Source organism: Brevundimonas sp. Soil_N_31, from assembly GCF_057655995.1.
In genome coordinates this window covers 1-25,180 of sequence record NZ_JBDGLE010000006.1, presented here as the reverse complement: position 1 = coordinate 25,180, position 25,180 = coordinate 1, and the positions used below count along the sequence as shown (strand labels likewise).

Annotated in this window: 20 protein-coding genes; 8 read left to right on the top strand and 12 right to left on the bottom strand. The window is 66.3% G+C overall.

What is annotated here, in order from left to right; translation table 11 throughout:
• Positions 1 to 2: 2 nt before the first annotated feature.
• Entirely contained in the window at positions 3 to 434 is a 432-nt protein-coding gene (locus AC3A3G_RS10900; RefSeq protein WP_487488199.1) for a DUF488 domain-containing protein, read from the bottom strand.
• Positions 435 to 509: 75 nt separating this feature from the next.
• On the opposite strand from AC3A3G_RS10900, the gene AC3A3G_RS10895 reads away from it, so the two are divergent.
• Both AC3A3G_RS10895 and AC3A3G_RS10890 read left to right on the top strand, forming a co-directional pair.
• Complete coding sequence (locus AC3A3G_RS10895; RefSeq protein WP_487488198.1) at positions 510 to 2,174, top strand: amidohydrolase; 1,665 nt, start codon at positions 510 to 512, stop codon at positions 2,172 to 2,174.
• 144 nt (positions 2,175 to 2,318) lie between these two features.
• Positions 2,319 to 3,290 (top strand): complex I NDUFA9 subunit family protein, encoded by a 972-nt coding sequence (locus AC3A3G_RS10890; protein ID WP_487488197.1) that lies wholly within the window; start codon positions 2,319 to 2,321, stop codon positions 3,288 to 3,290.
• Positions 3,291 to 3,435: 145 nt separating this feature from the next.
• On the opposite strand, the gene AC3A3G_RS10885 is transcribed toward AC3A3G_RS10890, so the two are convergent.
• Positions 3,436 to 4,242, bottom strand: coding sequence for an undecaprenyl-diphosphate phosphatase (locus tag AC3A3G_RS10885; RefSeq protein WP_200168744.1), 807 nt, complete (start codon positions 4,240 to 4,242; stop codon positions 3,436 to 3,438).
• A gap of 127 nt (positions 4,243 to 4,369) precedes the next feature.
• On the opposite strand from AC3A3G_RS10885, the gene AC3A3G_RS10880 reads away from it, so the two are divergent.
• The 3 genes from AC3A3G_RS10880 to queG all read left to right on the top strand — a co-directional run bounded on the left by AC3A3G_RS10880 (position 4,370) and on the right by queG (position 7,355).
• On the top strand, positions 4,370 to 5,350 hold the full coding sequence (locus AC3A3G_RS10880) for a cation diffusion facilitator family transporter (protein WP_487488196.1): 981 nt from the start codon (positions 4,370 to 4,372) through the stop codon (positions 5,348 to 5,350).
• A gap of 64 nt (positions 5,351 to 5,414) precedes the next feature.
• A complete protein-coding gene (gene fzlA / locus AC3A3G_RS10875; RefSeq protein WP_125900468.1) occupies positions 5,415 to 6,101 on the top strand; it encodes an FtsZ-binding protein FzlA in 687 nt (228 codons plus the stop codon).
• A gap of 138 nt (positions 6,102 to 6,239) precedes the next feature.
• The gene (gene queG, locus AC3A3G_RS10870) at positions 6,240 to 7,355 is read left to right on the top strand and encodes a tRNA epoxyqueuosine(34) reductase QueG (RefSeq protein WP_487488195.1); all 1,116 of its coding nucleotides are present in this window, start codon (positions 6,240 to 6,242) and stop codon (positions 7,353 to 7,355) included.
• A gap of 153 nt (positions 7,356 to 7,508) precedes the next feature.
• On the opposite strand, the gene AC3A3G_RS10865 is transcribed toward queG, so the two are convergent.
• The 5 genes from AC3A3G_RS10865 to AC3A3G_RS10845 form a co-directional block, all read right to left on the bottom strand.
• Entirely contained in the window at positions 7,509 to 8,474 is a 966-nt protein-coding gene (locus AC3A3G_RS10865) for an esterase-like activity of phytase family protein (protein ID WP_487488194.1), read from the bottom strand.
• Positions 8,471 to 10,354: a cobaltochelatase subunit CobT gene (gene cobT / locus AC3A3G_RS10860; RefSeq protein ID WP_487488193.1), complete on the bottom strand. Its 1,884-nt coding sequence runs from the start codon at positions 10,352 to 10,354 to the stop codon at positions 8,471 to 8,473. The genes AC3A3G_RS10865 and cobT overlap by 4 nt, the downstream gene beginning before the upstream one ends.
• 48 nt (positions 10,355 to 10,402) lie before the next feature.
• On the bottom strand, positions 10,403 to 11,143 hold the full coding sequence (locus tag AC3A3G_RS10855; protein WP_487488192.1) for an NYN domain-containing protein: 741 nt from the start codon (positions 11,141 to 11,143) through the stop codon (positions 10,403 to 10,405).
• Positions 11,144 to 11,271: 128 nt separating this feature from the next.
• On the bottom strand, positions 11,272 to 14,124 hold the full coding sequence (locus AC3A3G_RS10850; protein ID WP_487488191.1) for a M16 family metallopeptidase: 2,853 nt from the start codon (positions 14,122 to 14,124) through the stop codon (positions 11,272 to 11,274).
• Positions 14,125 to 14,200: 76 nt separating this feature from the next.
• Complete coding sequence (locus AC3A3G_RS10845) at positions 14,201 to 14,947, bottom strand: hypothetical protein (RefSeq protein ID WP_487488190.1); 747 nt, start codon at positions 14,945 to 14,947, stop codon at positions 14,201 to 14,203.
• A 132-nt stretch (positions 14,948 to 15,079) separates the two neighbouring features.
• Here AC3A3G_RS10845 and AC3A3G_RS10840 point away from each other — a divergent pair, with 132 nt between their 5' ends.
• From AC3A3G_RS10840 to AC3A3G_RS10830, 3 genes are all read left to right on the top strand, one after another.
• Positions 15,080 to 15,475 carry a very short patch repair endonuclease gene (locus AC3A3G_RS10840; RefSeq protein ID WP_487488189.1) on the top strand — a complete coding sequence of 132 codons (396 nt, stop codon included), beginning with the start codon at positions 15,080 to 15,082 and terminating at the stop codon, positions 15,473 to 15,475.
• 96 nt (positions 15,476 to 15,571) lie between these two features.
• Positions 15,572 to 16,639 carry a DNA cytosine methyltransferase gene (locus AC3A3G_RS10835; protein WP_487488188.1) on the top strand — a complete coding sequence of 356 codons (1,068 nt, stop codon included), beginning with the start codon at positions 15,572 to 15,574 and terminating at the stop codon, positions 16,637 to 16,639.
• A 53-nt stretch (positions 16,640 to 16,692) separates the two neighbouring features.
• Positions 16,693 to 17,574, top strand: a complete 882-nt coding sequence (locus AC3A3G_RS10830) for a NaeI family type II restriction endonuclease (protein WP_487488187.1) — start codon at positions 16,693 to 16,695, stop codon at positions 17,572 to 17,574.
• Positions 17,575 to 17,577: 3 nt separating this feature from the next.
• Here the strand turns inward: AC3A3G_RS10830 and lepA are convergent, their stop codons facing one another.
• The 5 genes from lepA to AC3A3G_RS10805 all read right to left on the bottom strand — a co-directional run bounded on the left by lepA (position 17,578) and on the right by AC3A3G_RS10805 (position 24,066).
• A complete protein-coding gene (gene lepA, locus AC3A3G_RS10825) occupies positions 17,578 to 19,386 on the bottom strand; it encodes a translation elongation factor 4 (RefSeq protein WP_292060689.1) in 1,809 nt (602 codons plus the stop codon).
• A gap of 442 nt (positions 19,387 to 19,828) precedes the next feature.
• Complete coding sequence (locus tag AC3A3G_RS10820) at positions 19,829 to 20,272, bottom strand: lysozyme inhibitor LprI family protein (protein ID WP_200168736.1); 444 nt, start codon at positions 20,270 to 20,272, stop codon at positions 19,829 to 19,831.
• Positions 20,273 to 20,724: 452 nt separating this feature from the next.
• Complete coding sequence (locus tag AC3A3G_RS10815; protein ID WP_487488186.1) at positions 20,725 to 20,967, bottom strand: hypothetical protein; 243 nt, start codon at positions 20,965 to 20,967, stop codon at positions 20,725 to 20,727.
• 406 nt (positions 20,968 to 21,373) lie between these two features.
• A complete protein-coding gene (locus tag AC3A3G_RS10810; RefSeq protein WP_487488185.1) occupies positions 21,374 to 22,114 on the bottom strand; it encodes a TerB family tellurite resistance protein in 741 nt (246 codons plus the stop codon).
• On the bottom strand, positions 22,111 to 24,066 hold the full coding sequence (locus AC3A3G_RS10805; RefSeq protein WP_487488287.1) for a DUF3320 domain-containing protein: 1,956 nt from the start codon (positions 24,064 to 24,066) through the stop codon (positions 22,111 to 22,113). Before AC3A3G_RS10805 ends, AC3A3G_RS10810 begins: the two co-directional genes overlap by 4 nt.
• Positions 24,067 to 25,180 lie beyond the last annotated feature (1,114 nt).

The window sequence follows — 25,180 nt, the reverse complement described above, 5'->3', positions numbered from 1 at the left end:
GCCTAGAGGTTCGTCACCTCCGCCCCGTCCTCGCGCGCCAGCTGGTCTGCGAGGATGGAGCGGTGGCAGCCGCAGGCGTCGGCCTCGAAGCACAGCAGGGCGACGCGCCGTTCGCCCGCCGCATGGCGCAGTTGCTGGAAGGCGGCCTCGGCGTCCGGCTCCTGCATATGGGCGCTGAAGACGGCGCGAATGGTCGCGGCGTCGCCCTTGCGCGCCGCGTCGCGCCCGGCCTTGGGCGTGCCCAGGGCGCGCAGCTGCAGATAGTCGAGCCCCTCGGCCTTCAGGCTTTCGCCCAGCACGGTCTTGGAGAAGCCGGCGATGCGTGACGAGGCGACCGCCCGCACATCGGCGACCATTTCGACCCCCGCCGCCTTCAGCCGGTCGATGACCTGGGCCTGCGTCGCGCCTTCATAGCCGATGGTGAACAGCTTCATGCGGCGATGATGCGCGCAGGATCGCTTGACGCCAAGCCCGGCTGCGGCTCCCCTGCGCCGCGACTGGAGGCGCTGATGATCCGAACCCTGAAGACCCTGTCCCTGGCCGCCGCCCTGATGCTGGCGGCCGCCCCTGCGGCCTACGCCCAGAACCTGCTGATCCGGGGCGGGCCGATCCATACCGGCGACGAAGCCCGGCCGACCGCCGAGGTGGTGGTCGTGCGCGACGGACGCATCGCCTATGTCGGCGCGGCGAACGGCGCGCCCTCGCCCGAGGGGCTGGAGGTGGTGGACCTGAAGGGGGCGGCGCTGTTCCCCGGCTTCACCGACGGCCACGCCCACCTGGACGGCATCGGCTGGCGCGAGACGACGCTGAACCTGGAAGGCTCCGCCTCGGTCGTCGAGGCCATGCAGAGGCTCCGCGCCTGGGCCGAGGCCCATCCCGAGGGCGTCATCGTCGGCCGCGGCTGGATCGAGACCCATTGGCCCGAGAAGCGCTTCCTGACCGCCGCCGACCTGGACGCCGCCGCGCCGGGCCGGATCGTGATGCTGACCCGCGCCGACGGCCATGCGGTGGCCGTGTCCAGCGCGGCGATGAAGGCGGCGGGGATCGACGCCTCGACGCCCTCGCCCTCGGGCGGGGACATTCTGAAGGGACCGGACGGCCGGCCGACGGGCCTGCTGGTCGACGCTTCGGGCGATCTGATCGCGGGCCTGGCGCCCCAGGCCGATGCGGCGGCCACGCGCGCGGCCTATCGCGCGGGCTTCGACGTCTACGCCCGCTACGGCTGGACCGGCATCCACTTCATGAGCGCGCCGTGGAAGGACGTGCCTCTGCTGGAGCAGATGGCGCGCGACGGCGAGGCCACGGCCCGCGTCTACAACAACATCGACATGGGCGACGCGCGCGCCCTGATGGCGGGCGGCCCGCGCGACGCGGGCGACGGCCTGGTCATCACGCGGGCGATCAAATTCTACGCCGACGGCGCCCTGGGCTCGCGCGGGGCCAAGCTGTTCGAGCCTTATTCGGATCGCCCGGACGCCACCGGCCTGATGCGCACCTCGCGCGAGGAGGTCATGCCCCTGTATCAGGAGGCGCTGCGCACCGGCGTCCAGATCGCCACCCACGCCATCGGCGACCAGGGCAACCACGACGTCGCCGCCTGGTATGAAGAAGCCCTGCGCGCCGTGCCGAAGGCCGAGTGGAAGCTGGCCGATCCGCGCTGGCGCATCGAGCACGCCCAGATCATCCGGCCTAGCGACTATCACTATTTCGACGAACTGCCGATCATCGCCTCCATGCAGCCCAGCCACGCCATAGGCGACCTGCATTTCGCCGCCGACCGCCTGGGCGACGCGCGGCTGGACGGGGCCTACGCCTGGCATACGCTGGTGGATCGCGGGGTGATCGTGGTCGGCGGCTCGGACGCGCCCGTCGAACGGGGCGATCCGCTGATCGAGTTCTACGCCGCCGTGGCGCGGCGCGATCTGAACGGCTTCCAGGGTCCGGATTGGCGCCCGAACGAAGCGGTCGATCGGGCGACGGCGCTGAAGATGTTCACCCTGTGGCCCGCCTACGCCAGCTTCCGAGAGAATGAACTGGGCACCATCGCGGTGGGCAAGCGCGGTGACTTCACCGCCTTCGACATCGACCTGATGACCGTCCCCGCCGCCGACATCCCCAAGGGCCGGGCCGTGCTGACGGTCGTGGGCGGGCGGATCGTCCACCGGGCGGACTGAGGGGGCCGACTGATCGGGCAGGCGGGCAGGGCGGAATCCCGCCCCTTCTCGTTGCGGGGCGGGGCCGCTTCGGTTAAGCCCCGCCCATGAGATTTTCGCCTCCGGCTACGTCTGCGGCCGGGGCTTGGCGTTGGAGCGTCTGAGATGGCTGATTTCGCCCCCGGTCTGGTCACTGTGTTCGGAGGCTCGGGCTTCATCGGAACCCAGGTCGTGCGCGCCCTGGCCCGTCGCGGCTGGCGCGTGCGCGTCGCCGCGCGCAACGCCAAGAGCGCGCCCGTGCTGCACATGGCCGGCGACGTCGGCCAGGTTCAGGTCGTGCGCTGCGACATCACCGACAAGGCTGCGGTGGCGCAGGCCGTCCGCGGCGCCGACGCCGTGATCAACCTGGTCGGCATCCTGTTCGAGACCGGCGGCCGCAAGTTCCAGACCCTGCACGTCGAGGGCGCGACCAACGTCGCCGAGGCGGCCAGGGCGGCGGGCGCCAAGCGTCTGACCCATATCTCGGCCCTGGGCGCCGACGCCAACGGCAAGGCCGACTACGCCCGCACCAAGGGCGAGGCCGAGGCCGCCGTGCGCGCCGCCTTCCCCGGCGCAGTGATCGTGCGCCCGTCGATCGTCTTCGGCTCGGGCGACCAGTTCCTGAACCGCTTCGCCGCCATGGCGACCTGGTCGCCGGTCCTGCCGCTGATCGGCGGCGGCCAGACCAGGTTCCAGCCCGTCTACGTCGCCGACGCCGCCGAGGCCGTCGCCCGCGCGACCGTCGCCCCCGAAGCCGAGGGCGAGACCTATGAGCTGGGCGGCCCGTCGGTCTGGACCTTCGAGGACATCCTGAAGTTCATCCTGCGTGAAACCAACCGCAGGAACATCCTTCTGCCGCTGCCCTTCCCGGTCGCGCGTCTGATCGGCTCGCTGGCCCAGATCCCGGCCATGATCGGCCTGGTCCCGGCCCTGACCAGGGATCAGGTGGTGCTGCTGGAGAGCGACAACGTCGTGGCGCCGGGCGCCAAGGGCCTGGCCGACCTGGGCGTCGAGCCTTCAGGCCTGGAGGCCATCGCGCCGAGCTATCTGTGGCGCTACCGCGACGGCGGCCAGTACGCCGAAAGCCCCGCCGCCTGACTTCGGCGCGTCTTCCTGCCTCCGTCATCCTCGGGCTTGACCCTAGGATCGAGTGAAGACGCGCGCTCTCGACTTCATGCGCCCTGCCGATGGTCAGACCGATCCTCGGGTCAAGCCCGAGGATGACGGCTTAGGGTTATCGATTCTACAGCGCGCCCGTCACGCCCAGGCCGATGATGCCGACGACGCCGACCACGATGCGCCACCAGGCGAAGGGGCCGAAGCCGCGCTTGGACACGAAGTCGAGCAGGAAGCGCACCACAGCCAGGGCCGAGACGAAGGCGGCGATGAAGCCGATGGCGATCAGGCCCAGGTCGCTGAAATCCAGCACGTCGCGGTTCTTGAACAGATCATAGAAGACCGCCGCCCCCATGGTCGGCAGGGCCAGGAAGAAGCTGAACTCGGCCGCCGACCGCTTGTCCGTGCCCAGCAGCAGGCCGCCGGCGATGGTGGCGCCCGAGCGCGACACGCCGGGGATCATGGCCAGGCACTGGAACAGGCCGATCAGGAAATAGACCCGGAAGGGATAGCGGTCCGCGTCGAGATAGGCCGGAACCTTGTTCATCCGGTCCAGCCACAGCAGCAGCACCCCGCCGACGATCAGGGCGACGCAAACCACCAGCGGCGTCTCGAACAGCACCGTCTTGATGAAGCCGTAGGCCAGGAAGCCGATCACCACGGCGGGGGCGAAGGCGACCAGCAGGCCGATCAGGAAGCGCCGCGCCTCGGGGTCGAAGGGCCAGCGCGTCGCAAGGAACCACAACCGCTTCAGATAGACGCTGATGATGGCCAGCAGGGCGCCCAGCTGGATGACGATCTCGAACGTCTTGCCGGTGCTTTCAAAGCCGAGGAAATGCCCCAGCAGCAGCAGGTGGCCGGTGGACGACACCGGAATGAACTCGGTCAACCCTTCGACCAGACCCAGAAGGATCGCCGTCAGCCAGTCCGCCATGAATGCTCCGTCTCGATCTTTACGTCGGGCGCGCTGCGCCCTGCGACGTCCCGTCTCCTCTCCTTAGCGTCCCAGCCCCGCCGCCGCCATTGGCGCGGGCGCTGTTTTGAGCGACAAGGGCAGTGAAATGACCGCCTCCCCCCTCGACGCCGCCCATGAGACCACGCGCCGGATCACCACCTTGTCGGTGGCGACGGCGGTCCTGCTGATCGTCATGAAGGCCTTCGCCCTGGGCGCGTCCGGCTCGGTCTCCATCCTAGCCAGCCTGGCGGATTCGACGCTGGACCTGATCGCGTCGCTGGCGACCTTTTTCGCCGTGCGCTGGGCCGCCGCCTCGCCCGACGACGACCATCGCTATGGACACGGCAAGGCCGAGGGCCTGGCCTCCCTGGTGCAGGCGGGCATGGTGCTGGCGTCCGGCGTCTTCATCGGCTGGGAGGCGGTGCAGCGCATCTTCGACCCGCGCCCCGTCACCTCGGGCGGCTGGGCCGTCGGCGTGGTCGTCCTGTCCATCGCCGTCACGGCGGGCCTGGTGTGGATGCAGACGCGGGCGATGAAGAAGACCGGCTCCCTGGCCGTGGCGGGCGACCGCACCCACTACGTCGCCGACCTGGCCGCCAGCGTCGTGGTGCTGATCGGGGTGATCTCGGGCGCCTTCCTCAAGGCGCCGGGGCTGGACGCGGCGGCGGGCCTGGTGGTCGCGGTCTGGCTGGCCTGGGGCGCGATCAATCTGCTGAAGGGCGCGGCCGGCCACCTGCTGGACCAGGCCGCCTCGGACGAGGAGCGCGCCGCCATCGTCGCCGCCGTGACCGAAGACCCCCGCATCGCCAACGTCCACCAGCTGCGCACCCGCATGGCCGGTCAGGCCCTGATGGTGCAGATGCACGTCGACCTGGACCCCGAGCTCAGCCTCAAGGCCGCGCACGACATCATCCTGGACGCCGAGAAGCGGGTGCTGAAGGCCTTTCCCCACGCCGACATCCTGATCCACGCCGACCCGCGCGGCGCGGCCGAACCGCACGGCGGCGCCTTCGCCCCCGCTCGCCCGACGGCGCCGGAACCGACCGCGCCCGACGCGCCTGTGGCCCGCACCGGCCCCTGGTCCTGACCCCCTGCGACAATCGCGCGCGGTAAACGGAGCCTTAACGCGCGCGGGCGCATGAAGGCGGACGATGTCCACGCCCGCCGTCCTCTATCATTTCGCCTTTCATCCGGCTTCGCGCACGGCGCGGCTGGCGCTGGGCGAGGCCAAGGTCGAGTATGGCGAGGAGGCGGTGCGTCCGTGGGAGGACGACTGCCCCCTGTTCGAGCTGAACCCCTCCGGCATGCCGCCGGTGCTGACGACGACCGAGAAGAACCGGCCGCTGACCCTGTGCGAACTGGACGCCGTCCTGGGCTGGCTGGAAGACCGTTCCAAGGGCGACTTCCTGCTGCCCGCCGATGCGGCCGAACGCGCCGAGGCGCGCCGTCTGGCGACCTGGTTCAGCCGCCGCTTCACCGACGAGGTGGACGCCGTCCTGCTGCATGAGCGGATGGAGAAGCCCCTCCTGCGCCTGGGACCGCCCGACGCCCGCATGCTGCGCGAAGGCCGCGAGGCGCTGAAAAGCCATCTGACGGTGCTGGAGCCGCTGGCGTCGAGTCGCGAGTGGCTGGCCGGGCGCCGTCTCAGCCAGGCCGACCTGATCGCAGCGGGCCATCTGTCAGTGCTGGACTATTTCGGCGAGATCGCCTGGGCGTCCTGGCCGTCGCTGAAGCTGTGGTACTCCAAGCTGAAGTCGCGCCCCTGTTTCCGCCCTCTGCTGGGCGACCGTTTCCCCGGCGTGCATCCGGCGCCCTGGTACGCCGACCTCGACTTCTGAGGCTCCACAGGGCTAAAGCGAAATCGGTTCACATGCGATCGCATGTGAACCCAGATCTTCGCTCAAGCATTTATTTTGGACCATTGATCTGAGTTTGGATTGATTCAATCCAAACCGATAATGGTCTAAAGCGCCCTCATGGCGGCCGATCCCCGCATCTTCATCCGACAACGCGCCGCCGAACTGGGCTTCGGCGTGTGCCGCTTCGCCTCGGCCAGCGATCCGTGGAGCGCGGGCGAGAAGCTGGCCCATTTCGTCGATGCGGGTCGTCACGGCGACATGGGCTGGATGGAGACGACGCTGGAGCGCCGCGCCCATCCCACCGCCATGTGGGACGCGGCGAAGACCGCCATCGTGCTGGGCATGAACTACGGCCCCGACGAAGACCCCCGGCCCGAGCTTGAGGACGCCTCGGCGGGCTATATCTCCGTCTATGCGCGCGGCGACGACTATCATGAGGTCATCAAGGGGCGACTGAAGATCCTGGCGGGCCAGATCGCCGCGCGGCTGGGTCAGGAGGTCAAGGTCTTCGTCGACACCGCCCCCCTGATGGAGAAGCCGCTGGCCCAGCGGGCGGGCCTGGGCTGGCAGGGCAAGCACACCAATCTGCTCAGCCGCACCCACGGCAACTGGCTGTTCCTGGGGACTATACTGACCGCCGCCGAGATCGAGCCGGACGAGGCCGAGGTCGAGCATTGCGGCCGCTGCACCGCCTGTCTGGACGCCTGCCCGACCCAGGCCTTTCCGGCGCCGTTCCAGATCGACGCCCGGCGCTGCCTCTCCTACCTGACCATCGAATATGCGGGCGCCTGGCCGCGCGAGTTCCGCATCGCGACGGGCAACCGCATCTACGGCTGCGACGACTGTCTGGCCGCCTGTCCGTGGAACAAGTTCGCGCAAGGCGCGTCGGAGGCGCGGCTGCAGGCGCGCGACGCGCTGAAGTCGCCGCCGCTGGCGGACCTGCTGGCGCTGGACGACCCCGCCTTCCGCGCCCTGTTCACCAAGAGCCCGGTCAAGCGCATCGGCCGCGACCGGTTCATTCGCAATGCCCTGTATGCGGCGGGCAATTCCGGGGACGCTGCGCTGATCGCGCCGGTCGAGGCCCTGCTGGACGACCCCGCCTCCGTGGTGCGCGGCGGGGCGATCTGGGCGCTGTCGCGTCTTTCGCCGGAACGGTTCGCGGCCGAGCGCGCGGCGCGGCTACGGCAGGAAACGGACGAAGAGGTTCGCCAAGAATGGTCCTTCTCTCCTTGAGGGAGAAGGTGGCAGGCGCAGCCTGACGGATGAGGGGTGTTTGCGGGAGGCTTGAAGGTCGGACACGCCCCGGCCTCATTGTCTGAAGGTCGCGTTGACACCCCTCATCCGAGCGCCTTGCGGCGCCCACCTTCTCCCTCAAGGGGAGAAGGATCATTCCACATCAAACGCCAGCATCAGGGTCTTCTGCGCCGGATTGGCGTTGTCGTCGGACAGGATGTAGAGGCGCGTGCCATCTGCGCGGCGCTCGGCGGCGATCCCCTCGAAATTATCCGTCAGGCCCGGCAGCTTCAGCTCGACCAGCACCGGCCCCAGCGCGCCGTCGGCGTCCATCCGGCGCACGCGGGCGCGCACGTCGAAGGGCGGGCACCACGACCGCTGCACCGCGAACCAGCCGTCGCCGCCGGGATCGCGCTCCAGCCCCGTCAGCCGCCAGCTGTCGGCGGGCCGAGTGGGCTCGACCACGGTGCGGCAGCCTTGCTCTGAACAGTCCCACACGCCGCCGCCTTCGCCGCCGACGCGCCAGCCGCCGGGGGCCGTCGCCAGCGCTTCCAGGCCTTCATTCAGCGGGAAGTCGACCGCCGGATGCGGCCGCGCTTCGGGCTGGGCGTTCAGCGTGTCCAGTGGGCCATAGCTCCAGATGCGATGCTCGCGCTCGAAGCTGACCAGCACCTCGCCGTCTGTCAGGGCCAGCCCCTCGGCGTCGCCCGCGGCCTTATCGGCGATCGGTTCACCGTCGGCGGTCGTCAGCCGCCGCACCCGCAGATCGTGCAGCCCCGTCAACTTCCCGTCTGCATCCAGCTCAAGCCGCCCGCGCACCAGATCGCCGGAATCCGACACGGCGACGAAGTCGCCGTCGCCCGTCAGCTTCAGGTCCGACAGTCCGTGCAGGCTGGAGACGGGCGCCGCGATCAACTGCACCCCGCCCGCATAGCGCACGCCCTTGGCCAGCCGGGCGCCGCCCGGCCAGCCCAGGCCGACCTGCCGCGTCGAGCCGCCCGCGGGCGCCCAGCCGTCGGCCGTCGCCGCCGGCGTCCAGGGATGGGACGTGACCGCCGCCCCGGCGCAGGCGGCCAGGGCGAGGGAGATCAGGGCGGCGACATAGAGGCGGCGATTCACGCCGCGCGCTTGTGCGGAACGCGCGCGCCCTTGCTGCTGACGGCCTTCGGTTCGGCCTCGAACAGTTCGGCCAGCTTCTCGGTCATGGCGCCCGCCAGCTGTTCCACGTCGACGATGGTCAGGGCGCGGCGATACCAGCGGGTCACGTCGTGGCCGATGCCGATGGCCAGCAGTTCGACTGGGCTGCGCGTCTCGATCTTCTCGATCACCTGGCGCAGGTGCTTGTCCAGATAGAGGGCGGCGTTGGCCGACTGGGTGGAATCATCGACGGGCGAGCCGTCCGAGATGACCATCATGATCTGGCGCGCCTCGGGCCGGGCCAGCAGGCGGTCATGCGCCCATTCCAGCGCCTCGCCGTCGATGTTTTCCTTCAGCAGACCCTCGCGCATCATCAGGCCCAGGTTCTTCTTCGCCCGGCGCCACGGCGCGTCGGCGCCCTTGTAGATGATGTGGCGCAGGTCATTCAGACGGCCGGGGTTGGCGGGCTTTCCGGCGCTGATCCAAGCCTCGCGCGACTGACCGCCTTTCCAGGCGCGGGTGGTGAAGCCCAGGATCTCGACCTTGACGCCGCACCGCTCCAGCGTCCGCGCCAGGATGTCGGCGCACACCGCCGCCACCATGATCGGCCGCCCGCGCATCGAGCCCGAGTTGTCGATCAGCAGGGTCACGACCGTGTCGCGGAACGGACTTTCGCTCTCCATCTTGAACGACAGGGGGCTGGTCGGATCGGTGATGACGCGGGTCAGGCGCGCCGTGTCCAGCATCCCTTCCTCGAGGTCGAACATCCAGCTGCGGTTCTGCTGGGCCAGCAGCCGCCGCTGCAGCTTGTTGGCGAGGCGCGAGACCACGCTGCCCAGGGTCGACAGCTGGGCGTCCAGCAGGGCGCGCAGCCGGTCCAGCTCCATCGGGTCGCACAGTTCGGCGGCGTCGATGACCTCGTCATAGGCGGTGGTGAAGGCGCGATAGACCTCGACCGCCCGGCCGTCGTCCTGGGTCTGCTGATGGTTGGGGCGGTCGCCTTCGCTCAGTTCGGGGGCGTCTTCCCGGCCCTCGCCGTCGGGTTCGCCCGGCGTGCCGTCGGGGCGGGCCTGGCGCTCGTCCTCGGCGGACTGGTCGTCGGCCGTGCCGTCCAGGGAGTCGCCGCCCTCGCCGCCGTCCTGTTCTTCCTGCTCGTCCTGATCCGCCTGGTCCTGATCGGGCTTGTCGGCGTCGTCCTCGCCGTCCTCTTCGGGCGAGTCGCCGCCGTCGGCGTCGCCGGGGTCCAGGTCCAGCGCGCGCAGCAGATCCTTCATGCGCGCGCCGAAAGCCGCCTGGTCGTCGCCCAAGGCCGCCAGGGCGTCCAGCTCGGCGCCCGCCTTGGCCTCCAGTTCGGCGCGAACCCGGTCCAGCATGGTTTTGGCGCCGTCAGGGGCGGGCTCGCCCGTCATCCGTTCGCGTAGCAACAGGGCGGCCGCCTCGGCGAGCGGCACCTGGGCCGCCTCGGCGCGCAGGGCGCCTGATTTCTCCAGCCGTGTGACCAGGGCGGACTCGAGGTTGCGCCGCACGCCTTTCAGCTCGCGCGCGCCGACGGCCTCGACGCGGGCCTGTTCGACGGCGTCGAACACCTCGGCCGCGTTCATGTCGACGGGGCGCAGCCGCGCGTCCAGCGCGGGGTCGTGATTGGCCAGACGCAGCGCCATCCGGTCGGCCTGACCACGCAGGGTGGCGCTTTCAGGCGCGGCCGGATCGCGCGGCGGGTGGGGCAGGGTCAGCACGCCGCTGGACAGCTTGGGTCCGTCGCCGCCGAAGCGCACCTCCAGCTCGGCCTGTTCGGCCAGGGCTCGAGCGGCGTGCGCCAATGCGCGCTTGAAGGTCTCGACGGGGGTCTCTGCGGCGGCCATGCGCCACACATAGCCCATGGCGCGCCGAGGGGAAGAGGGCGAAGCGCCCTACCGGGGTTTCAGCCGCACCCGCATGACGCCGCCGGGGCCGACCTCGACATCGAACCGGCCGGTGGCGCGGACCAGTTCGGACAGCTTGGCGTGACCGTAGGTGCGTTGGTCGAAGTCGGAGTAGGTGTTGCGCAGGCGGTTGGCGACGCCGCCGATGTTGACCCAGCCGTCGCCGTCCTCGTCCATGTCGGTGATGGCGGTGGCGATCAGGGGAACGGCTTCGGCGGGTTTGCGCTCGGCCGGCGGCGCCGCGGCCACGCCCGGCTCGGCGGCGGCGCGCCCGGTCAGGTTCTCGGTGTAGATGAAGCGGGTGCAGGCCTGACGGAAGCTCTCGGGAGTCTTGCGTTCGCCGAACCCATAGACTGGCACGCCCTGTTCACGAATGCGCGCCGCCAGCCGGGTGAAGTCGCTGTCCGACGACACCAGGCAGAAGCCGTCGAACCGTCCCGAGTGCAGCAGGTCCATGGCGTCGATGACCAGGGCGATGTCGCCCGAGTTCTTGCCCTTGGTGTTCTGGAAATTCTGCTGCCACTGAATCGCCCAGCGCGGCAGCACGTCGATCCATCCCCGCAGCGCCGGGCTGGCCGCGTCGCCGTAGATGCGCCGCGCCGAGGCTTCGCCCAGGGTCGCGATCTCGGTGAACAGCGCCTCCGCGATCCGGGCCGAGGCGTTCTCGCCGTCGATCAGCACGGCCAGGCGCGGGGCGCGGGCGGCGGGGTTGAAGGCGTCCGTCGGCATGAAGGCTCCGGCGAGGGGAGGAGAGGCGCGAAGGCTCGCCCCGGCCGCGCTCGGGGTCAACCGTAAAGAAAACGGCCGGCGAGGTCGCCCTCGCCGGCCGTCGTCGTTTCAGACGGGCTCGAAACGGCTTACTGAGCCGGCTTCGGCGCCTCGGCGGCGCGCACCTCGACCGGCAGGCCCAGGGCGTCCAGCTGTGGCTTGACGACCGAGGCGTCGCCGACCACCACCCAGACGAAGCTGGACGGCTTGATGGCGGCGCGGGCGGCGGCGTCCATCTGGGCCGCCGTTAGGCCGTTGATACGGCCCGCCAGCGTTTCCTGATAGTTGTCCGGACGGCCGTACAGTGCGTTGCTGCGCAGGGCGCCCAGCACCTGGAACGAGGTTTCATAGCTGCCCGATAGGGCGCGCGTGTCGCCCAGGACGGTGCGTTCGCGCTCGGCCGCCGTCACGCCTTCAGCGCCCAGGAAACGGTCGTACTGGCTGATCAGGGCGGCGATGGATTCGCCCGTGCGGTTGGCCTGAACCGGCGCGTTGACGATATAGGGCGCGCGGTTCTCCAACTGGCTGATGGTGCCGCGCACGCCGTAGGACCAGCCCTTGGTCTCGCGCAGGTCGGCGTTGATCCGCGACAGGAAGTCCGTCCCCAGCACGGTGTTGGCCGTGGTCAGGGTCAGCAGGTCGTCCGTGCCCGACACCGGCAGCACCTGGCCGCCGTAGATCAGCGACTGGGGCGACTGCGGCCGGTCGATCAGCACGATGCGCGCCGAGGTCTGAGGCAGGGCGGCGTCGAACGCCTTGGTTCCCCTGGCCGTGGTCGGGGCGCGCCAGTTTCCGAAGGCCGCCTCAAGCTGCGGCTTCAGTTCGGCCAGCGGCAGGTCCGACACCACGAACAGCTTGGCGTTGTCCGGACGGATCCAGCGGGCGTGTTCGGCCGCCAGGTCGTCGCGGGTCAGACCGCGGATCACCGCCTCGTCGCCCGTACCGCCGAACGAACGGCCGTAGGGATGGCTCGCGCCATAGATCAGCGGGGGCAGGGCGCGCCCGGCGATCGACGCCGGCTGGGTCTTCTCATTGGCCAGGGCGGCCAGGCGCGTGGCGCGCAGGCGCTCGATCTCGGCCGGAGCGAAGGCGGGATTGCGCACCACGTCCGACAGCAGGGTCAGCGACGGCTGCAGGTTGGTCGTCACGGCCGACAGATTGGCCACCGTGCGGTCCATCGACGAGCCGACGGAGACGCTGGCGCCCAGGCGTTCCTGCGCCTCGGCCAGGGCCTTGGAGTCGCGCGTCGTCGTGCCTTCCTGCATGACGTTCAGCATCAGGGTGTGGGCGCCCAGGCGATCGGCGCGGTCGGCCGCGACCCCGGCGTCGAATTCCAGCGCCACGCGGGTCACAGGCACGGTGGTCGAGCGGGCGTAGACGATCTCGATGCCGTTCGACAGGGCGGCGCGCTCGACAGCCGGGAAGTCGACGTTGGACACCTGGCCGATGGCCGGGGCGGCGTCGCGGGCCACGCGCTGGATCGGTGCGGCCGGCGCCGGGGTCGCGCCGGACGGCGCGGCGGCGGCCTCGACATAGGCCTCGCGCTCGCCCGGCATGACGATCTGGCTATAGACGGGGCGGCTCAGCCACTTGCGCAGGGCGGCCTGGACCTGGGCCGGGGTCACGGCGGCGTAGGCCGCCAGCTCCTTCTTGTAGAAGTCCGGATCGTTTGAATAGAGCTGCCCCTCGGCCAGGACCGAGGCCTTGCCGTTGGCCATTTCCAGGCCCTGGATGCGCTGCGAAGCGTAGCGCGTCACCACGCGATCGATCTCGTCCTGGGTCGGGCCGTTGGCGATCAGGTCAGCCAGGACGGCGTCCATGCGACGAGCCACGGCGTCGGCGTCCGCGCCCGGCTTGACCATGGCGGAGTAGCTGAACATGCCCAGGCGCTGGAAGGTCTGATTGCCGGCCGAGACGCTGGAAGCGGTTTGCTCGTCACGCACCAGCACATTGTCCAGGCGCGAGCTGGCCAGTCCGCCCAGCACCGAGGCGCCGACGCTCAGCGGCACCGAGTCCGGATCGCCCAGGCCCGGCACGGCCCAGGTGCGGCTGATGCGGGTCTGGGCCACGCGGTCGTGCAGCACCTGTTCGACCGGCGCCGCCAGGGTCGGCACGGGCGCCGCCGCCGGGGTGTTGACCGGTCCGCGCGCGATGGCGCCGAAATACTTCTCAGTCAGCTCGCGGGCCTTGGCCTCGTCGATGTCGCCCGACAGGACCAGGACGGCGTTGTTGGGGCCGTAGTTCTCACGGAACCAGTCGCGCACCGTCTCCATGCTGGCCGAGTCCAGGTCGGCCATCGAACCGATGGTCGAGTGGCGATAGGGGTGGCCCTCGGGGAACAGGGCTTCCAGCGTGGCGTAGTAGGTCAGGCCGTAGGGCTGGTTGTCGCCCTGGCGCTTCTCGTTCTGGACGACGCCGCGTTGCAGATCCAGCACCTCCTGGCTGACCTGCCCCAGCAGATAGCCCATGCGGTCGGATTCCAGATACAGGGTGTACTCCAGCGCCGGGGTCGGCACCGTCTGGAAATAGTTGGTGCGGTCGAACCAGGTCGTGCCGTTCAGGCCCGTGGCGCCCGCCGCGTTCATCGTCTGGATGTGGCTGGAAGGCGAGTTTTCCGACCCGCCGAACATCAGGTGCTCGAACAGGTGCGCAAAGCCGGTCGAGCCCTTGGGCTCATCCTTCGATCCGACATTGTACCAGACCGACACCGCCACGACGGGCGCCTTGCGGTCCTCGTGGACCAGCACGGTCAGGCCGTTGTCGAGCTGGAAGCGCTTCCACGGAATGTCCACGCGGGCGATCAGCTCCGACACCGGCGCCCCGCGCAGGGGCTCGGCCTGGGTCGTCGTCGCAGCGGAGGCGGCGGCCGCAGGCGCGGCGAGAACGGGCGTGCTCACGGCCAGCAGGGCGGCGAGCGCGACGGAAGAGGCGGCAAGGCGCATGATGATTTCAGTCCCCAAAGGATCATGTTGAGGTAGACCTTAACCGCGCGCGCGGTCGCCGCAACGCGACACATCGCTATATGAACGATTGTTCATCTTCGGCGCGCCCGGCCGGCGCTTGATCGGAGCGGGGGTCCAGGCCCGCCGCCGCCTCCAGTTCGCGCACCCGATCCCGCAGCGTCTTGCGCTCTCGCATCAGGGCCAGCCATTCTTCCATGCCCGCCTCGCGCTGGGCGGCGTTGACCGCCCAATACTCCTGCTTGGCCGGATGCGGGTCCGCCTCGTCCCAGATCGCCAGGCGGCTGGAGGCGCACTGATCCTCGTTCAGCGCCAGCGCCTTGATCAGCTCCAGCGGAATGTCGTCCAGCGTCACCTCGCCGCGTCCCCGCGCCCGCTCGCTCCTTTGCGCCATCCGGCCATAGGCCTCGGCCAGTTGGGCCAGGGCCCTGGCCTCGTCCCACATCCGTCCCCGCATGGCCCGCGCCGAGGCCCGCATCGCCGTCTCGGCCAGAACTTCCGCCGTCTCGTCCGCGTCCCCTTCGGACGGCGCGAACAGGGCTTCGGCGCGAACCGCCTCGGCCGCCGCCCGCTCGGCCTGCATCCGCTCGCGCGCCTCGGCCTGTTCGCGCGCCCGCGCATCGCCCCAGTCGCGCTTGGTCGCGCCATGGACGGTGATGCGTTTGCGCAGGGCATGCTGCGACACCCGCCACCGCTCGCTCAGCTCCGGCACGGTCGCCCCGTTGCGATAGGCCTCCAGAATGATCTCCCACGTCGCCCGCGACAGGCGATAGTGCGCGGGCTTGGCGTCCAGGGTCTCCTCCATGCGCGCAAGGATAGGGCCGGCGCCGACCCAGGCGGGTCGCTGCTATGGGAGGCAGGCCGTCCCGATGTAATGAAAGGAATATTTGCGGCCGATTGCGATCGCTGCGGATGACACTGCGGCTATATCAGGCTCATGCAGCCTCTGAACGCCCGCACCACGTCGGCAATGTCCAAGGTCCGCCAAGAGCGAACGACGCCTGAAGAGCGCGTCGCAGCGGTTCTTCGTGAACTTGGCAAGGCCTATCGGCGAAATGTCCGTAGCTTGCCGGGCAAACCGGACTTCGCCAACCGCTCCAAGGGTTGGGTCGTGCAGGTTCATGGGTGCTTCTGGCATCATCATGACTGCAAGCGAGGAACGGTGCCGGTCAACAATCGGGAGGAATGGTTGGTTAAGTTCGAGGCGAATCGGGTGCGGGATCAACGCGTCGAGGCCGACTTGCGCGGCATGGGCTTGGAGGTGGTCACGGTCTGGGAGTGCGAGACCCGCCATCACGCCGCTCTCGCAGAGAGATTGGTCAACCTCAGGTAAGGGCTTCACCCGGGCCCAACCCTTGGATGGTATGCTGTTGACACGCGAATCGTGTTCGCGTTTTGTTTGCGTGTATTTAAGGAGGGCGAAGCCGTCATGACATTGCGCCTGATTGACCTTTTCAGCGGCGCCGGCGGCATGAGCTTGGGCTTCTACGACGAGCTGTTTTGCGGCGGGTTCACCCCGGTGCTGGCGATCGACAATGACGCCGCCGCCGTCCAAACCCACGAGCTCAACTTCCCAGGCGAGGCCGTTAAAGCCAATATCGAGGAATGGCTTCTCCAGAATGAAGTGCCGCCGGCCGACGTGGTGATCGGAGGCCCTCCCTGCCAAGGCTTCAGCTTGCTGAACAAGAAGCGCGACGGCGACGCTCGTCGCGCCTTGTGGGAGCCCTTCATCGAAATCGCCGAGCGTTCGGGCGCGCGCGTCTTCGTGATGGAGAATGTGGCGGAACTCTACCGCTCGCCCGAGCGCATTTTAATTGAGAAGAAGGCCCGTCAACACGGCTTCCAGACACAGGCCGCCATTTTGAACGCCGCGGATTACGGCGCGCCGCAAACGCGCAAGCGCACCATCATCCTAGGCTGGCGGGATGCGAACAATCTCCCGAATTTTCCGCCCTTGCCGACACACGCCGACCCTAAACTGAAGAGTAATCTCCCGCGTTGGAGGACGGTCCGCGACGTTATCGGAGATCTTCCCACGGACCCGTTCGGCACGGAAATCGGCGAGGCTAAGACCTTCGACTTGCACTTCGGGCGCAATCCTACGGAAAAAAGCATGCAGCGTTATCGGGCGGTGCCGCCTGGCGGCAATCGTTTCGATCTGCAATCCAATCGCCCGGACATCACTCCCAACTGCTGGATTAGGAAGATCAGTGGGGGAACAGATCTGTTCGGCCGACTGTGGTGGGACCGCCCTTCAGTCACGATCCGCACGGAATTCTATAAGCCTGAGAAGGGGCGGTATCTCCATCCGGAGGCCCATCGCCCGATCACTCACCGTGAAGCCGCGCGCCTCATGGGCTTTCCGGACGAGTTCAAATTCTCCGGTACGAAGGTAGAGGTGGCCCGCCAAATCGGCAACGCCGTGCCGCCGAATTTGGCGGGCGCGCTCGCTGCAACTGTGCTGACGGCGCTTACCGACCGTTCAATGGCTGCATAGTCGTTATCCGCACGGGAAGCGTTTCGTAACCAATCTGCCGTCCAGATGGCGGCATGCGAAAAGTGCCTCCATCCTTAGTTTTGCCGGGCCACCCCGATCATGTCTTTCTCGACCGCTTGGCGAGAGAGATCGCCGGGCGTCTCGGCACACGGCCTGCAGACGCCTTCGTGGGTGCGGTGATCGAAGCGATTGAGTTTGTTCTCGATCCCATACGGACCGGCCGCACGACACTTTCAGAACTCGATAATGTCGAAAAGACATTCATCGGCTTGAAAATTGAGCACTTCGTCCGAGATCTGCTCGATGCGCCTAAAGGCGTTCGTGACCTCACGCTTTTGGATCACGATGTGGATATAAAGAATACGGTCAGCCGATCGTGGAGTTGGATGATCCCGCCGGAAACCTATCGCGATGAGGAGCCCGTCATCCTGCTCGCAGCCGACGAAGACGAGCGCAAATCTTGGATGGGGTTGATGGTGGCGCGCGAAGCGTATCTCGGTGCGCCTAATCGGGACGGCAAACGCGGGGTGCTTTCCTCAGCTTACGGCAACATCCTCTGGCTGGCATCGGGTGTCGCCTGGCCGCCAAATCGCTGGGCGGGCCTCGATATGAAGCGCTTTCGTGAACTCCGTCAGATAAAGATCGGGAGGCGGCGAGCCGCGATGTTCTTTCTCGAGAATGATCGACGGATCACACACCGGACCGTTCTTGCGGCGCTGCTCTTCGACCAAAAGGACCCGATGAAGCGACTCCGGGCGAACGGCGGCGCGCCCGATGTTCTGCGACCGCTGGGCGTTGCGCTGTTGTCAGGGCGTTATGATGCGCCACTGGCCCGAAAACTCGGTTTTCAGCTGGCGACCGACGACTTCGTCGCTGTGAAGCCCAAGTCGGACGAGGAATTGAATCTTCTTCGTAATACCGGAGATTTGAACTGATCCTCAATCCTCGTCCATCTTCAGGGCGGCGATGAAGGCTTCCTGCGGGATCTCGACCTTGCCGAACTGACGCATGCGCTTCTTGCCGGCCTTCTGCTTCTCCAGCAGCTTCTTCTTGCGGGTGGCGTCGCCGCCGTAGCACTTGGACGTCACGTCCTTGCGCAGGGCGCGCACCGTCTCGCGGGCGATGATCTTGCCGCCGATGGCCGCCTGGATCGGGATGGTGAACATGTGGGGCGGGATCAGCTCCTTCATCTTCTCCACCATGCCGCGGCCGCGCGTCTCGGCGCGGGCGCGGTGGACCAGCATCGACAGGGCGTCCACCGGCTCGGCGTTGACCAGGATCGACATCTTCACCAGGTCGCCGACCTTGTAGTCGGTGATCTCATAGTCGAACGAGGCGTAGCCCTTCGAGATCGACTTCAGGCGGTCGTAGAAGTCGAACACCACTTCGTTCAGCGGCAGCTCATAGACGACCAGGGCGCGGCTGCCGACGTAGGACAGCTCGATCTGGCTGCCGCGACGATCCTGGCACAGCTTGATCACGCCGCCCAGGTATTCGTCGGGCGTCAGGATGGTGGCCTTGATCCACGGCTCGCTGATCGTCTCGATCTGCATGACGTCGGGCAGGTCGGCCGGGTTGTGCAGGTCGATCTCGGTCCCGTCGCGCAGGCCGATCTTGTAGACGACCGAGGGGGCCGTCGCGATCAGGTCCAGGTTGAACTCGCGGCTCAGGCGCTCCTGAATGATCTCCAGGTGCAGCAGGCCGAGGAAGCCGCAGCGGAAGCCGAAACCCAGAGCCGCTGAGGATTCCATCTCATAGGTGAAGCTGGCGTCGTTCAGGCGCAGCTTGCCGATGGCGGCGCGCAGGTCTTCGAAGTCGGCGGCGTCGACCGGGAACAGGCCGCAGAAGACCACCGACTGCACGTCCTTGAAGCCCTTCAGCGCTTCGGCCGTGGGTTTCTTCTCGTCGGTGATGGTGTCGCCGACGGCGGCGTGGGCGACTTCCTTGATCTGGGCGGTGATGAAGCCGACCTCGCCGGGGCCGAGTTGATCGACCGGGGTGTTCTTGGGCAGGAAGACGCCGACGCGGTCGACCAGGTGCGACGAGCCGGTCTGCATCATCTTCACGCGCATGCCGGCCTTCAGCACGCCGTCGAACACCCTGACCAGCAGCACCACGCCCAGGTAGGGGTCGTACCAGGCGTCGACCAGCATGGCCTTCAGCGGGGCGTTGACGTCGCCCTTGGGCGCGGGCAGGCGGGCGACGATGGCCTCCAGCACGTCCTCGATGCCGATGCCCGACTTGGCCGAGCACATGACGGCCTCCGAGGCGTCGATGCCGATGACGTCTTCGATCTGGGCCCGCACCCGGTCCGGCTCGGCGGCGGGCAGGTCGATCTTGTTCAGGACCGGGACGATCTCGTGATTGTTGTCGATGGCCTGATAGACGTTGGCCAGGGTCTGGGCCTCGACGCCCTGCGAGGCGTCCACCACCAGGATCGAGCCTTCGCAGGCGGCCAGCGAACGCGACACCTCATAGGCGAAGTCGACGTGCCCCGGCGTGTCCATCAGGTTCAGGACGTAGGTCTCGCCGTCCTTGGCCTTGTAGTTCAGGCGCACGGTCTGCGCCTTGATGGTGATGCCGCGCTCCTTCTCGATGTCCATATTATCAAGAACCTGTTCCGACATTTCGCGCGCGGTCAGGCCGCCCGTGAACTGGATCAGGCGGTCGGACAGGGTCGACTTGCCGTGGTCGATGTGGGCGACCACCGAAAAGTTGCGGATGCGTTCGATAGGGGGCGTCGTCATGGTTCGGCGCGCGTAGCACGGCCGGAGCGATTGCGCCACGACGCTGACGCGACCTTCAGGCAATCAGGCGCTTCGCCGTTCGGCATGAGCCCTTGCGGCTATACCTAGGCTTTTGAGCGTACGAGAATCGCCTTCCGATATGATTTCTTTGTTATTCCGTGGCTCACGCACGCGTCCCCCTGAGGGGCGATCAAAAATATGCCTAGCCGCGCACCCTGCTGCTGTTCCTGGTCCCCGTCACCTTAAACAGAATTCGAACAAGGCCCGCTCGGGTGGGCCTTGTCCTCCGAGTGCACTATCAAGAACCGCATGGAAACCGACACATAAAGCCCGCGGGCGAGGTGGGAAAGGCGCGTTCCTTGGGGGCGCGACAGGGGGCGGCATAGCCGAGCCGCAGTTCCTCATGCGTGCTTGTCAACCTTCGTCCGCTACCTCCGCCGCCTCAGTCGAAACCGCCGCGCGGCGGCTCGGCCAGGCGGGGCATCCCCTCCATCGGCGTCAGATATTCGCGCCAGACGTGGTGGGTGCGTTCCCGGATCAGCTCCATCTCGCAACTGGCGGCCATGACTGTACGGATCGTGCCCGGCTTCCAATAGGTGTCCACGGCACCACACGCCGTCTCCATGTAGCCCCGCCACAGCCGCTCACCCTCGCGGATTTCCGCGATCAGCGCCTCGGAATCTCTTTCGTCGTTCTCCCGCAGGACCGCATAGGCGGTGTCCGTATATAGGCGCAGGTTTTGCTCCAGGGCCCTGACGTCGCGCCCCGCACAGACGTTTTGTTCCATAGTCGAGCCTGCGTTGGCGCAGTCGACGTCGGACCAGTCGTCCTGAACCGCCGCCGAACTGATCGAAAGCGCACCAAACAAAACCACCAGCGCCGCCATCGCGATCTCCCTTGAATGGATCTAGTGCCCGATACTGGCATTGGCGGCGGATGATGGCCATTCGGGAAAAGGGCGACGCGCAGCCCACCCCCTGGCCCCCGGAGCCTTCCCATGTCCGACGCCCCATCGTGGGTTCGGCAGCCATTGAGCTGCGCAATGCGCCGGAAGATGAAAACCGACCTTCGCCAGGTGCAGGCTGGCCTCAAAGACTTCGGCGAGAAGGCTGGCCGACCGCTTCACGATGCGGGAGCACGACAACCTGGCGGACGACCTTCTCACCAACGCCGCCAAGGGATTGGGCAAGGAAGGCGGCGGCTTCTGGCCATCCATCGCCAGCGAGAGCCAACGGCAGCGGGCGGTGCGGATCGCGCCATATCGGAGGGGGCGGTGAGTTCCCCCGACCGCATGGCCGAGGGGCTTTTGCTACAAGCTTGCGCTTGATTCCCTTTATGTTACGGGCACATAAAGTAGGAAGTGAAGATTTTTGTAAGGTAATCGGCGGTGTTGCCAGTTCTGATTTCAGGCCCCTCGCAGAATAGCTGAACGCTGCCTACTGGCACACCGTCGAGAAGATAAGTGATGATGAGGTACGGTTGTTCTGCCGCTACCGCGTTTGTCGGAAAGAGAGTTGCGGCGCCTGCAGCCGATGAAGCCATCAAAGCTACAGCGAGGGCTAGATGGACGAGTTTTTTCAAGGGTGTTCCTCCTATTTGCCTTCCTCCTGAAGGCACGGTCACGATTGGAAGTTGCGTAACTGAACGCCAATAACCTCTGCGTGATCGCGCTGTAGTGACGCAGTTGGTCGGCCGTGCTGCCAAAGTTCAGCGGATCCTTCTGCTGATCTTCCGCTCCCTGAAACTCGCGTATGGCTCGCTTTGGCGAGCCTTTTTCATTGGAGGCTGCATGGCCGTCCTTGTGCTTCCGTCTGTCCCAGCGCCAGCGGGCGTGGGCGTCGAACTGCTGACCCCTACGATGTCAACGCCGAGAATGCGTTGTTTTTAATAGAATTTCTTGCTCTGCCGTGTTCGATCTATCCGCGCCGTGGCGGGTTTCCGGGGTGGTTTCGTGGGCGTATCCTGGGCGCTTGAACCCTGGGTTCTTTTACTGAAGACTGGCTTCGATCGTGTCCACGAAAGCGAGTTCGGCTGGGTCTAATACGCCATCTGCATCGACGATCCTTCGTAAGGATCGACGAAGGAGGCGGTTGTCCGCCTGCGCAACACGTGCGAGCGATTTATAGAAGCTGACGTGGTCAGGGGTCAAAAGAGACAGGCGCTGTCGCAGTCGTAATTCGTCTAGGGGACCCTCTTCGTAGCGATCGAAAACATGCACCAACAGTTGGTCTTGTTCATCTGGATCGAAACGCCCGTCGGCGGCGCCTACCGCAGTCAGGATAGTCAGGTCATCAGCGCAGAGACGGAATGCTCGATCCTCATGCGCCTCAGGGCGAGCGAGCAGGGGGTGACTTAGGAAAAAGGCTTTGGGTTCAGTGTGGACCTCGCCCGTTGAGGCGTCGAACACTTCCTGAACTCGCTCCAGGGCAAACCGACGAACCCTCTTCCTCAGATGACAGAAGCAAAACAGCATCGGGCCGGTTTTACCGACCTCAACCTTTCGGACAGTGACGATGCGTTGAGAGATACGGCCTCCAGCATCCTCGTAGATGATATGAAAGACGAGCGGTGCGGTATCCGCGGCGTCGATGTTCGCGTCCATCTCATCGCTATCGTCTTTTATGGCAGAAGAACGTCGTCCACCCGTGGCCAAGAAGCGTGCGGCGGCAGCTTCCCGGCCTAAGGTGGCCTTGACCGTCACGAAGTGATCCAAGCCCAACCAGCTCATGCCGTTGCCCTCACGATCAGTTCGCCTTTTGTGCTAAAGATGCCGCCTTTTTCCAGCTCGGTGATGCGCTGTTGAAGGACTTCGCGCAGCTGCGCGCTGGTTGACGCGAACCCAAAGGCTCGTGACGCAGCCATGATGAGATCGTCACGACCCGCTCCGAAGTTTGTATCTACGATTTCCAGGAGGGCGGCGTCGATTTCAGCCGGAGGCAGAGCTCCAGGCTTGCGAAGGCTAGACGACCCCACCTGTGAGCGGTCTCTTACGACGATGGCCTGACCGGGCACGGTGTAGAATGGCCCACCTTCAATCAGCCCGTGCTGCGCCGCTGCTGAGACAGCGCGTTCCACGGCGGCGCGAATCCGCGACCCCGCACGACCAAGGCCCCATAAGATACGAATTCTGGCGATGATTTCATCAAGGTGGACGGGGCCTTCGGCTTGCACGACTTTGACGACATAGGCCGCCATCTGGGCCAAGGGCGTCTCGTGAGGTTCGACGCTCCGGTTCACCAGAAAATCAGCTTCCGCATAAAGGCTGTGATGGTGCTCGAACGTCGAGCCCGTTTCCATCACTGCGGTGACGATATCCGTATGATCGTCAACCTGCTCGGCTTCGAATGACAGGGGCACTGCGCGGGCGGGACGATAGCCGTCTTCGTCGCGGGCAGCCCATTCGGCTCGTGCAGCAGCGATGGCGTCTTCGATTTTCTTCAACTCAGCCTGCGGCCGCAGATACCAGTCAGCGCTCCATACACGGTGAATGATCCAACCATGGGATTCGAGCACCTGTTGGCGCAGCCGGTCACGGTCGCGAGCCGAACGAGAAGAGTGGAACTGAGCGCCGTCGCATTCGATGCCCAGAGTGAAGCGGCCGGGCTTGTCAGGGTCTGAAACCGCCAAGTCGACACGGAATCCGGATGCGCCGATCTGACGTTTGACGTCATACCCCAGAGCCTGGAGGCGTTCGCAGACTTGGATTTCGAACTCGCTGTCGAAGTCCTCCCCAGTCACCTCGCCGAGGCCAAAGTTCCCGGTCTCCGCGAAGGTCAGGAACAGCTTAAGAGCGGCCACACCTCTGGAGCGAGATCGCTCCAGGTCGATGTCCGCACCTGTGAAGTTGCAGAAAACTTCGCACCGCATCTTGGCTCGAGAGATCAAGACGTTCAGCCGCCTTTCGCCGCCCTCACCACTCAACGGACCGAAGGCGTGGGCCAGGTAGCCCGTTTCCGTCTTGCCATAGCCGACGGAGATGAAGATCACGTCTCGCTCGTCGCCTTGGATGTTCTCCAGATTCTTGACGAAGAAGGGTTCGTGTGACGCCCCGCTGAAGAACTCCTCAACGTCAGGGTTGCCGCGACGAAGGAGTTCCAGTTCCTTGAGGACGGCCTGGCGCTGCGCCACCGAGAAGGTCGCCACGCCGAGAGTCTGTTCTGGGTGTTCCCGGGCATGCCGGATCACTGCTTCTGCGACCGCTTTCGCTTCTTTGGGGTTGGTGCGGGTGCCGCCCCGGTCATAGGCGGTGTCCTTCATCAGATTGAATTTGAGCCCCATGCCAGCGACGGCGTCATAGGGGCTGGGCACGATGAAGAGTTTGTTCTCGTAGAACTCTTTGTTCGAAACTGCGATCAGTGACTGATGCTTCGAACGGTAGTGCCAGCTGAGCATGCGGTGGGGCATGCCTTTGGCTAGGCAGAGTTCCAGTATGCTTTCAGCATCTTTCGCCTGAATGGTGACGCCGTCGTCTGTTTCCTCGCCATCGTCCTCACCGGTGAGCTTTTTGAAGAAGGCGGTCGGCGGAAGCTGACGCTCGTCTCCCACGACGACGATCTGGTTGACGCGTGCGATGGCACCTAAGGAGTCGACAGGCTCGATTTGACTGGCTTCGTCCATGACCAGCAGGTCGAACTGGATGCCGCCAGGTTTCAGGAATTGGGCGACTGAAAGCGGGCTCATCATGAAGACAGGCTTCAACTGCTGAATCGCCGGGCCTGCCTCGTCCAAGAGGACGCGGATGGGCAGGTGCCTACGCTTCTTCGCCATTTCAGCGTTGAGCACACCCAGCGGGCCTATGCCGCTAGCGCCGCGCGGACGGCCATCCGCATGGGCGGCGACAATCTGTTCTTGCGCGAGACTAATGCGCGCCTTGTCGAGTTGCCGGAAGGTCGCCACCCGATTGTTGTGATCGTCGCCATCGAACGCTCGCAGTTCGGGCCAAGTGGTGAACAACGCAACGCGCAGTACTTCTGCGTAGGCTTGTTCGAAGGCCGGAAGGAGCGACTTGTGGTCAAGCGTTCCATCATGGAGCGCGTTGACCAGAGATTCTCCGCCAAGATCAGACAGTGCACGCGCTCGGGAAGCGAAGGCGACAAAGCGGCTCAGCCCCTCGAGGTCATCTATCCATTCCGCCAGACGGGCTTCCAGAGTCTCTAGATGAACTTCCGCTACAGCACTGACCTCAAACGCACGCGGCAGATCAAGCGCGAGCTCCGTGAAAACTTGTTGGAGAGCAGTCTCCAATTCCGGCAACGCCTCAGTCAGAGCGACGCGAGCGGATTCGATTGGTTTGATGTCTGTGGTTTCCGCCAAGCGACCCCAGGTCAGGCGCGGCAGGGCTTCGTGGGTGCGACGCCAAGTCAGTATGGCGTCCAACTGATCCCAGTTTGATCGTTCGCTTTTCCAGGCGGTGCCGAATGCCGTTCCGGCGGCTTCAGCGGCGACGAAGGCGGCCTTGGCGTTCTGAGCGGCGATCATGCGATCGATAAAAGCCACACGCTCTGTCGGTGACTTTGGCAATTCGATCGTCAGATAGGAGCGCAAAAGAGCGATCTGCGTGCGATATGCACCATCCAAGAAGCGCAGCAAGCTGGTCCCCTTGGTCACGACCGCCAATCGAACAGGAGCAAGGTCTGCCGTTCGGCCGGCTTCGTTGAAGACCTTTTCAGCATCTTCCCAGGCGCTGACGTAGGTTCGTCCCGCTTTGATAAGGTGCTGACCCGACACCATCGTCAGCGACAACGGCACGGAATACACCTCGAACGCCGTCCTGGCGTGGGCCGACGACACCGGC

Coding starts and splice junctions, on each gene's coding strand:
- AC3A3G_RS10900 (WP_487488199.1), bottom strand. CDS start 434: ATGAAGCTGTTCACCATCGGCTATGAAGGCGCGACGCAGGCCCAGGTC.
- AC3A3G_RS10895 (WP_487488198.1), top strand. CDS start 510: ATGATCCGAACCCTGAAGACCCTGTCCCTGGCCGCCGCCCTGATGCTG.
- AC3A3G_RS10890 (WP_487488197.1), top strand. CDS start 2,319: ATGGCTGATTTCGCCCCCGGTCTGGTCACTGTGTTCGGAGGCTCGGGC.
- AC3A3G_RS10885 (WP_200168744.1), bottom strand. CDS start 4,242: ATGGCGGACTGGCTGACGGCGATCCTTCTGGGTCTGGTCGAAGGGTTG.
- AC3A3G_RS10880 (WP_487488196.1), top strand. CDS start 4,370: ATGACCGCCTCCCCCCTCGACGCCGCCCATGAGACCACGCGCCGGATC.
- fzlA (WP_125900468.1), top strand. CDS start 5,415: ATGTCCACGCCCGCCGTCCTCTATCATTTCGCCTTTCATCCGGCTTCG.
- queG (WP_487488195.1), top strand. CDS start 6,240: ATGGCGGCCGATCCCCGCATCTTCATCCGACAACGCGCCGCCGAACTG.
- cobT (WP_487488193.1), bottom strand. CDS start 10,354: ATGGCCGCCGCAGAGACCCCCGTCGAGACCTTCAAGCGCGCATTGGCG.
- AC3A3G_RS10855 (WP_487488192.1), bottom strand. CDS start 11,143: ATGCCGACGGACGCCTTCAACCCCGCCGCCCGCGCCCCGCGCCTGGCC.
- AC3A3G_RS10850 (WP_487488191.1), bottom strand. CDS start 14,124: ATGCGCCTTGCCGCCTCTTCCGTCGCGCTCGCCGCCCTGCTGGCCGTG.
- AC3A3G_RS10845 (WP_487488190.1), bottom strand. CDS start 14,947: ATGGAGGAGACCCTGGACGCCAAGCCCGCGCACTATCGCCTGTCGCGG.
- AC3A3G_RS10840 (WP_487488189.1), top strand. CDS start 15,080: ATGCAGCCTCTGAACGCCCGCACCACGTCGGCAATGTCCAAGGTCCGC.
- AC3A3G_RS10835 (WP_487488188.1), top strand. CDS start 15,572: ATGACATTGCGCCTGATTGACCTTTTCAGCGGCGCCGGCGGCATGAGC.
- AC3A3G_RS10830 (WP_487488187.1), top strand. CDS start 16,693: ATGCGAAAAGTGCCTCCATCCTTAGTTTTGCCGGGCCACCCCGATCAT.
- lepA (WP_292060689.1), bottom strand. CDS start 19,386: ATGACGACGCCCCCTATCGAACGCATCCGCAACTTTTCGGTGGTCGCC.
- AC3A3G_RS10820 (WP_200168736.1), bottom strand. CDS start 20,272: ATGGCGGCGCTGGTGGTTTTGTTTGGTGCGCTTTCGATCAGTTCGGCG.
- AC3A3G_RS10810 (WP_487488185.1), bottom strand. CDS start 22,114: ATGAGCTGGTTGGGCTTGGATCACTTCGTGACGGTCAAGGCCACCTTA.
- AC3A3G_RS10805 (WP_487488287.1), bottom strand. CDS start 24,066: ATGAGCCCGCTTTCAGTCGCCCAATTCCTGAAACCTGGCGGCATCCAG.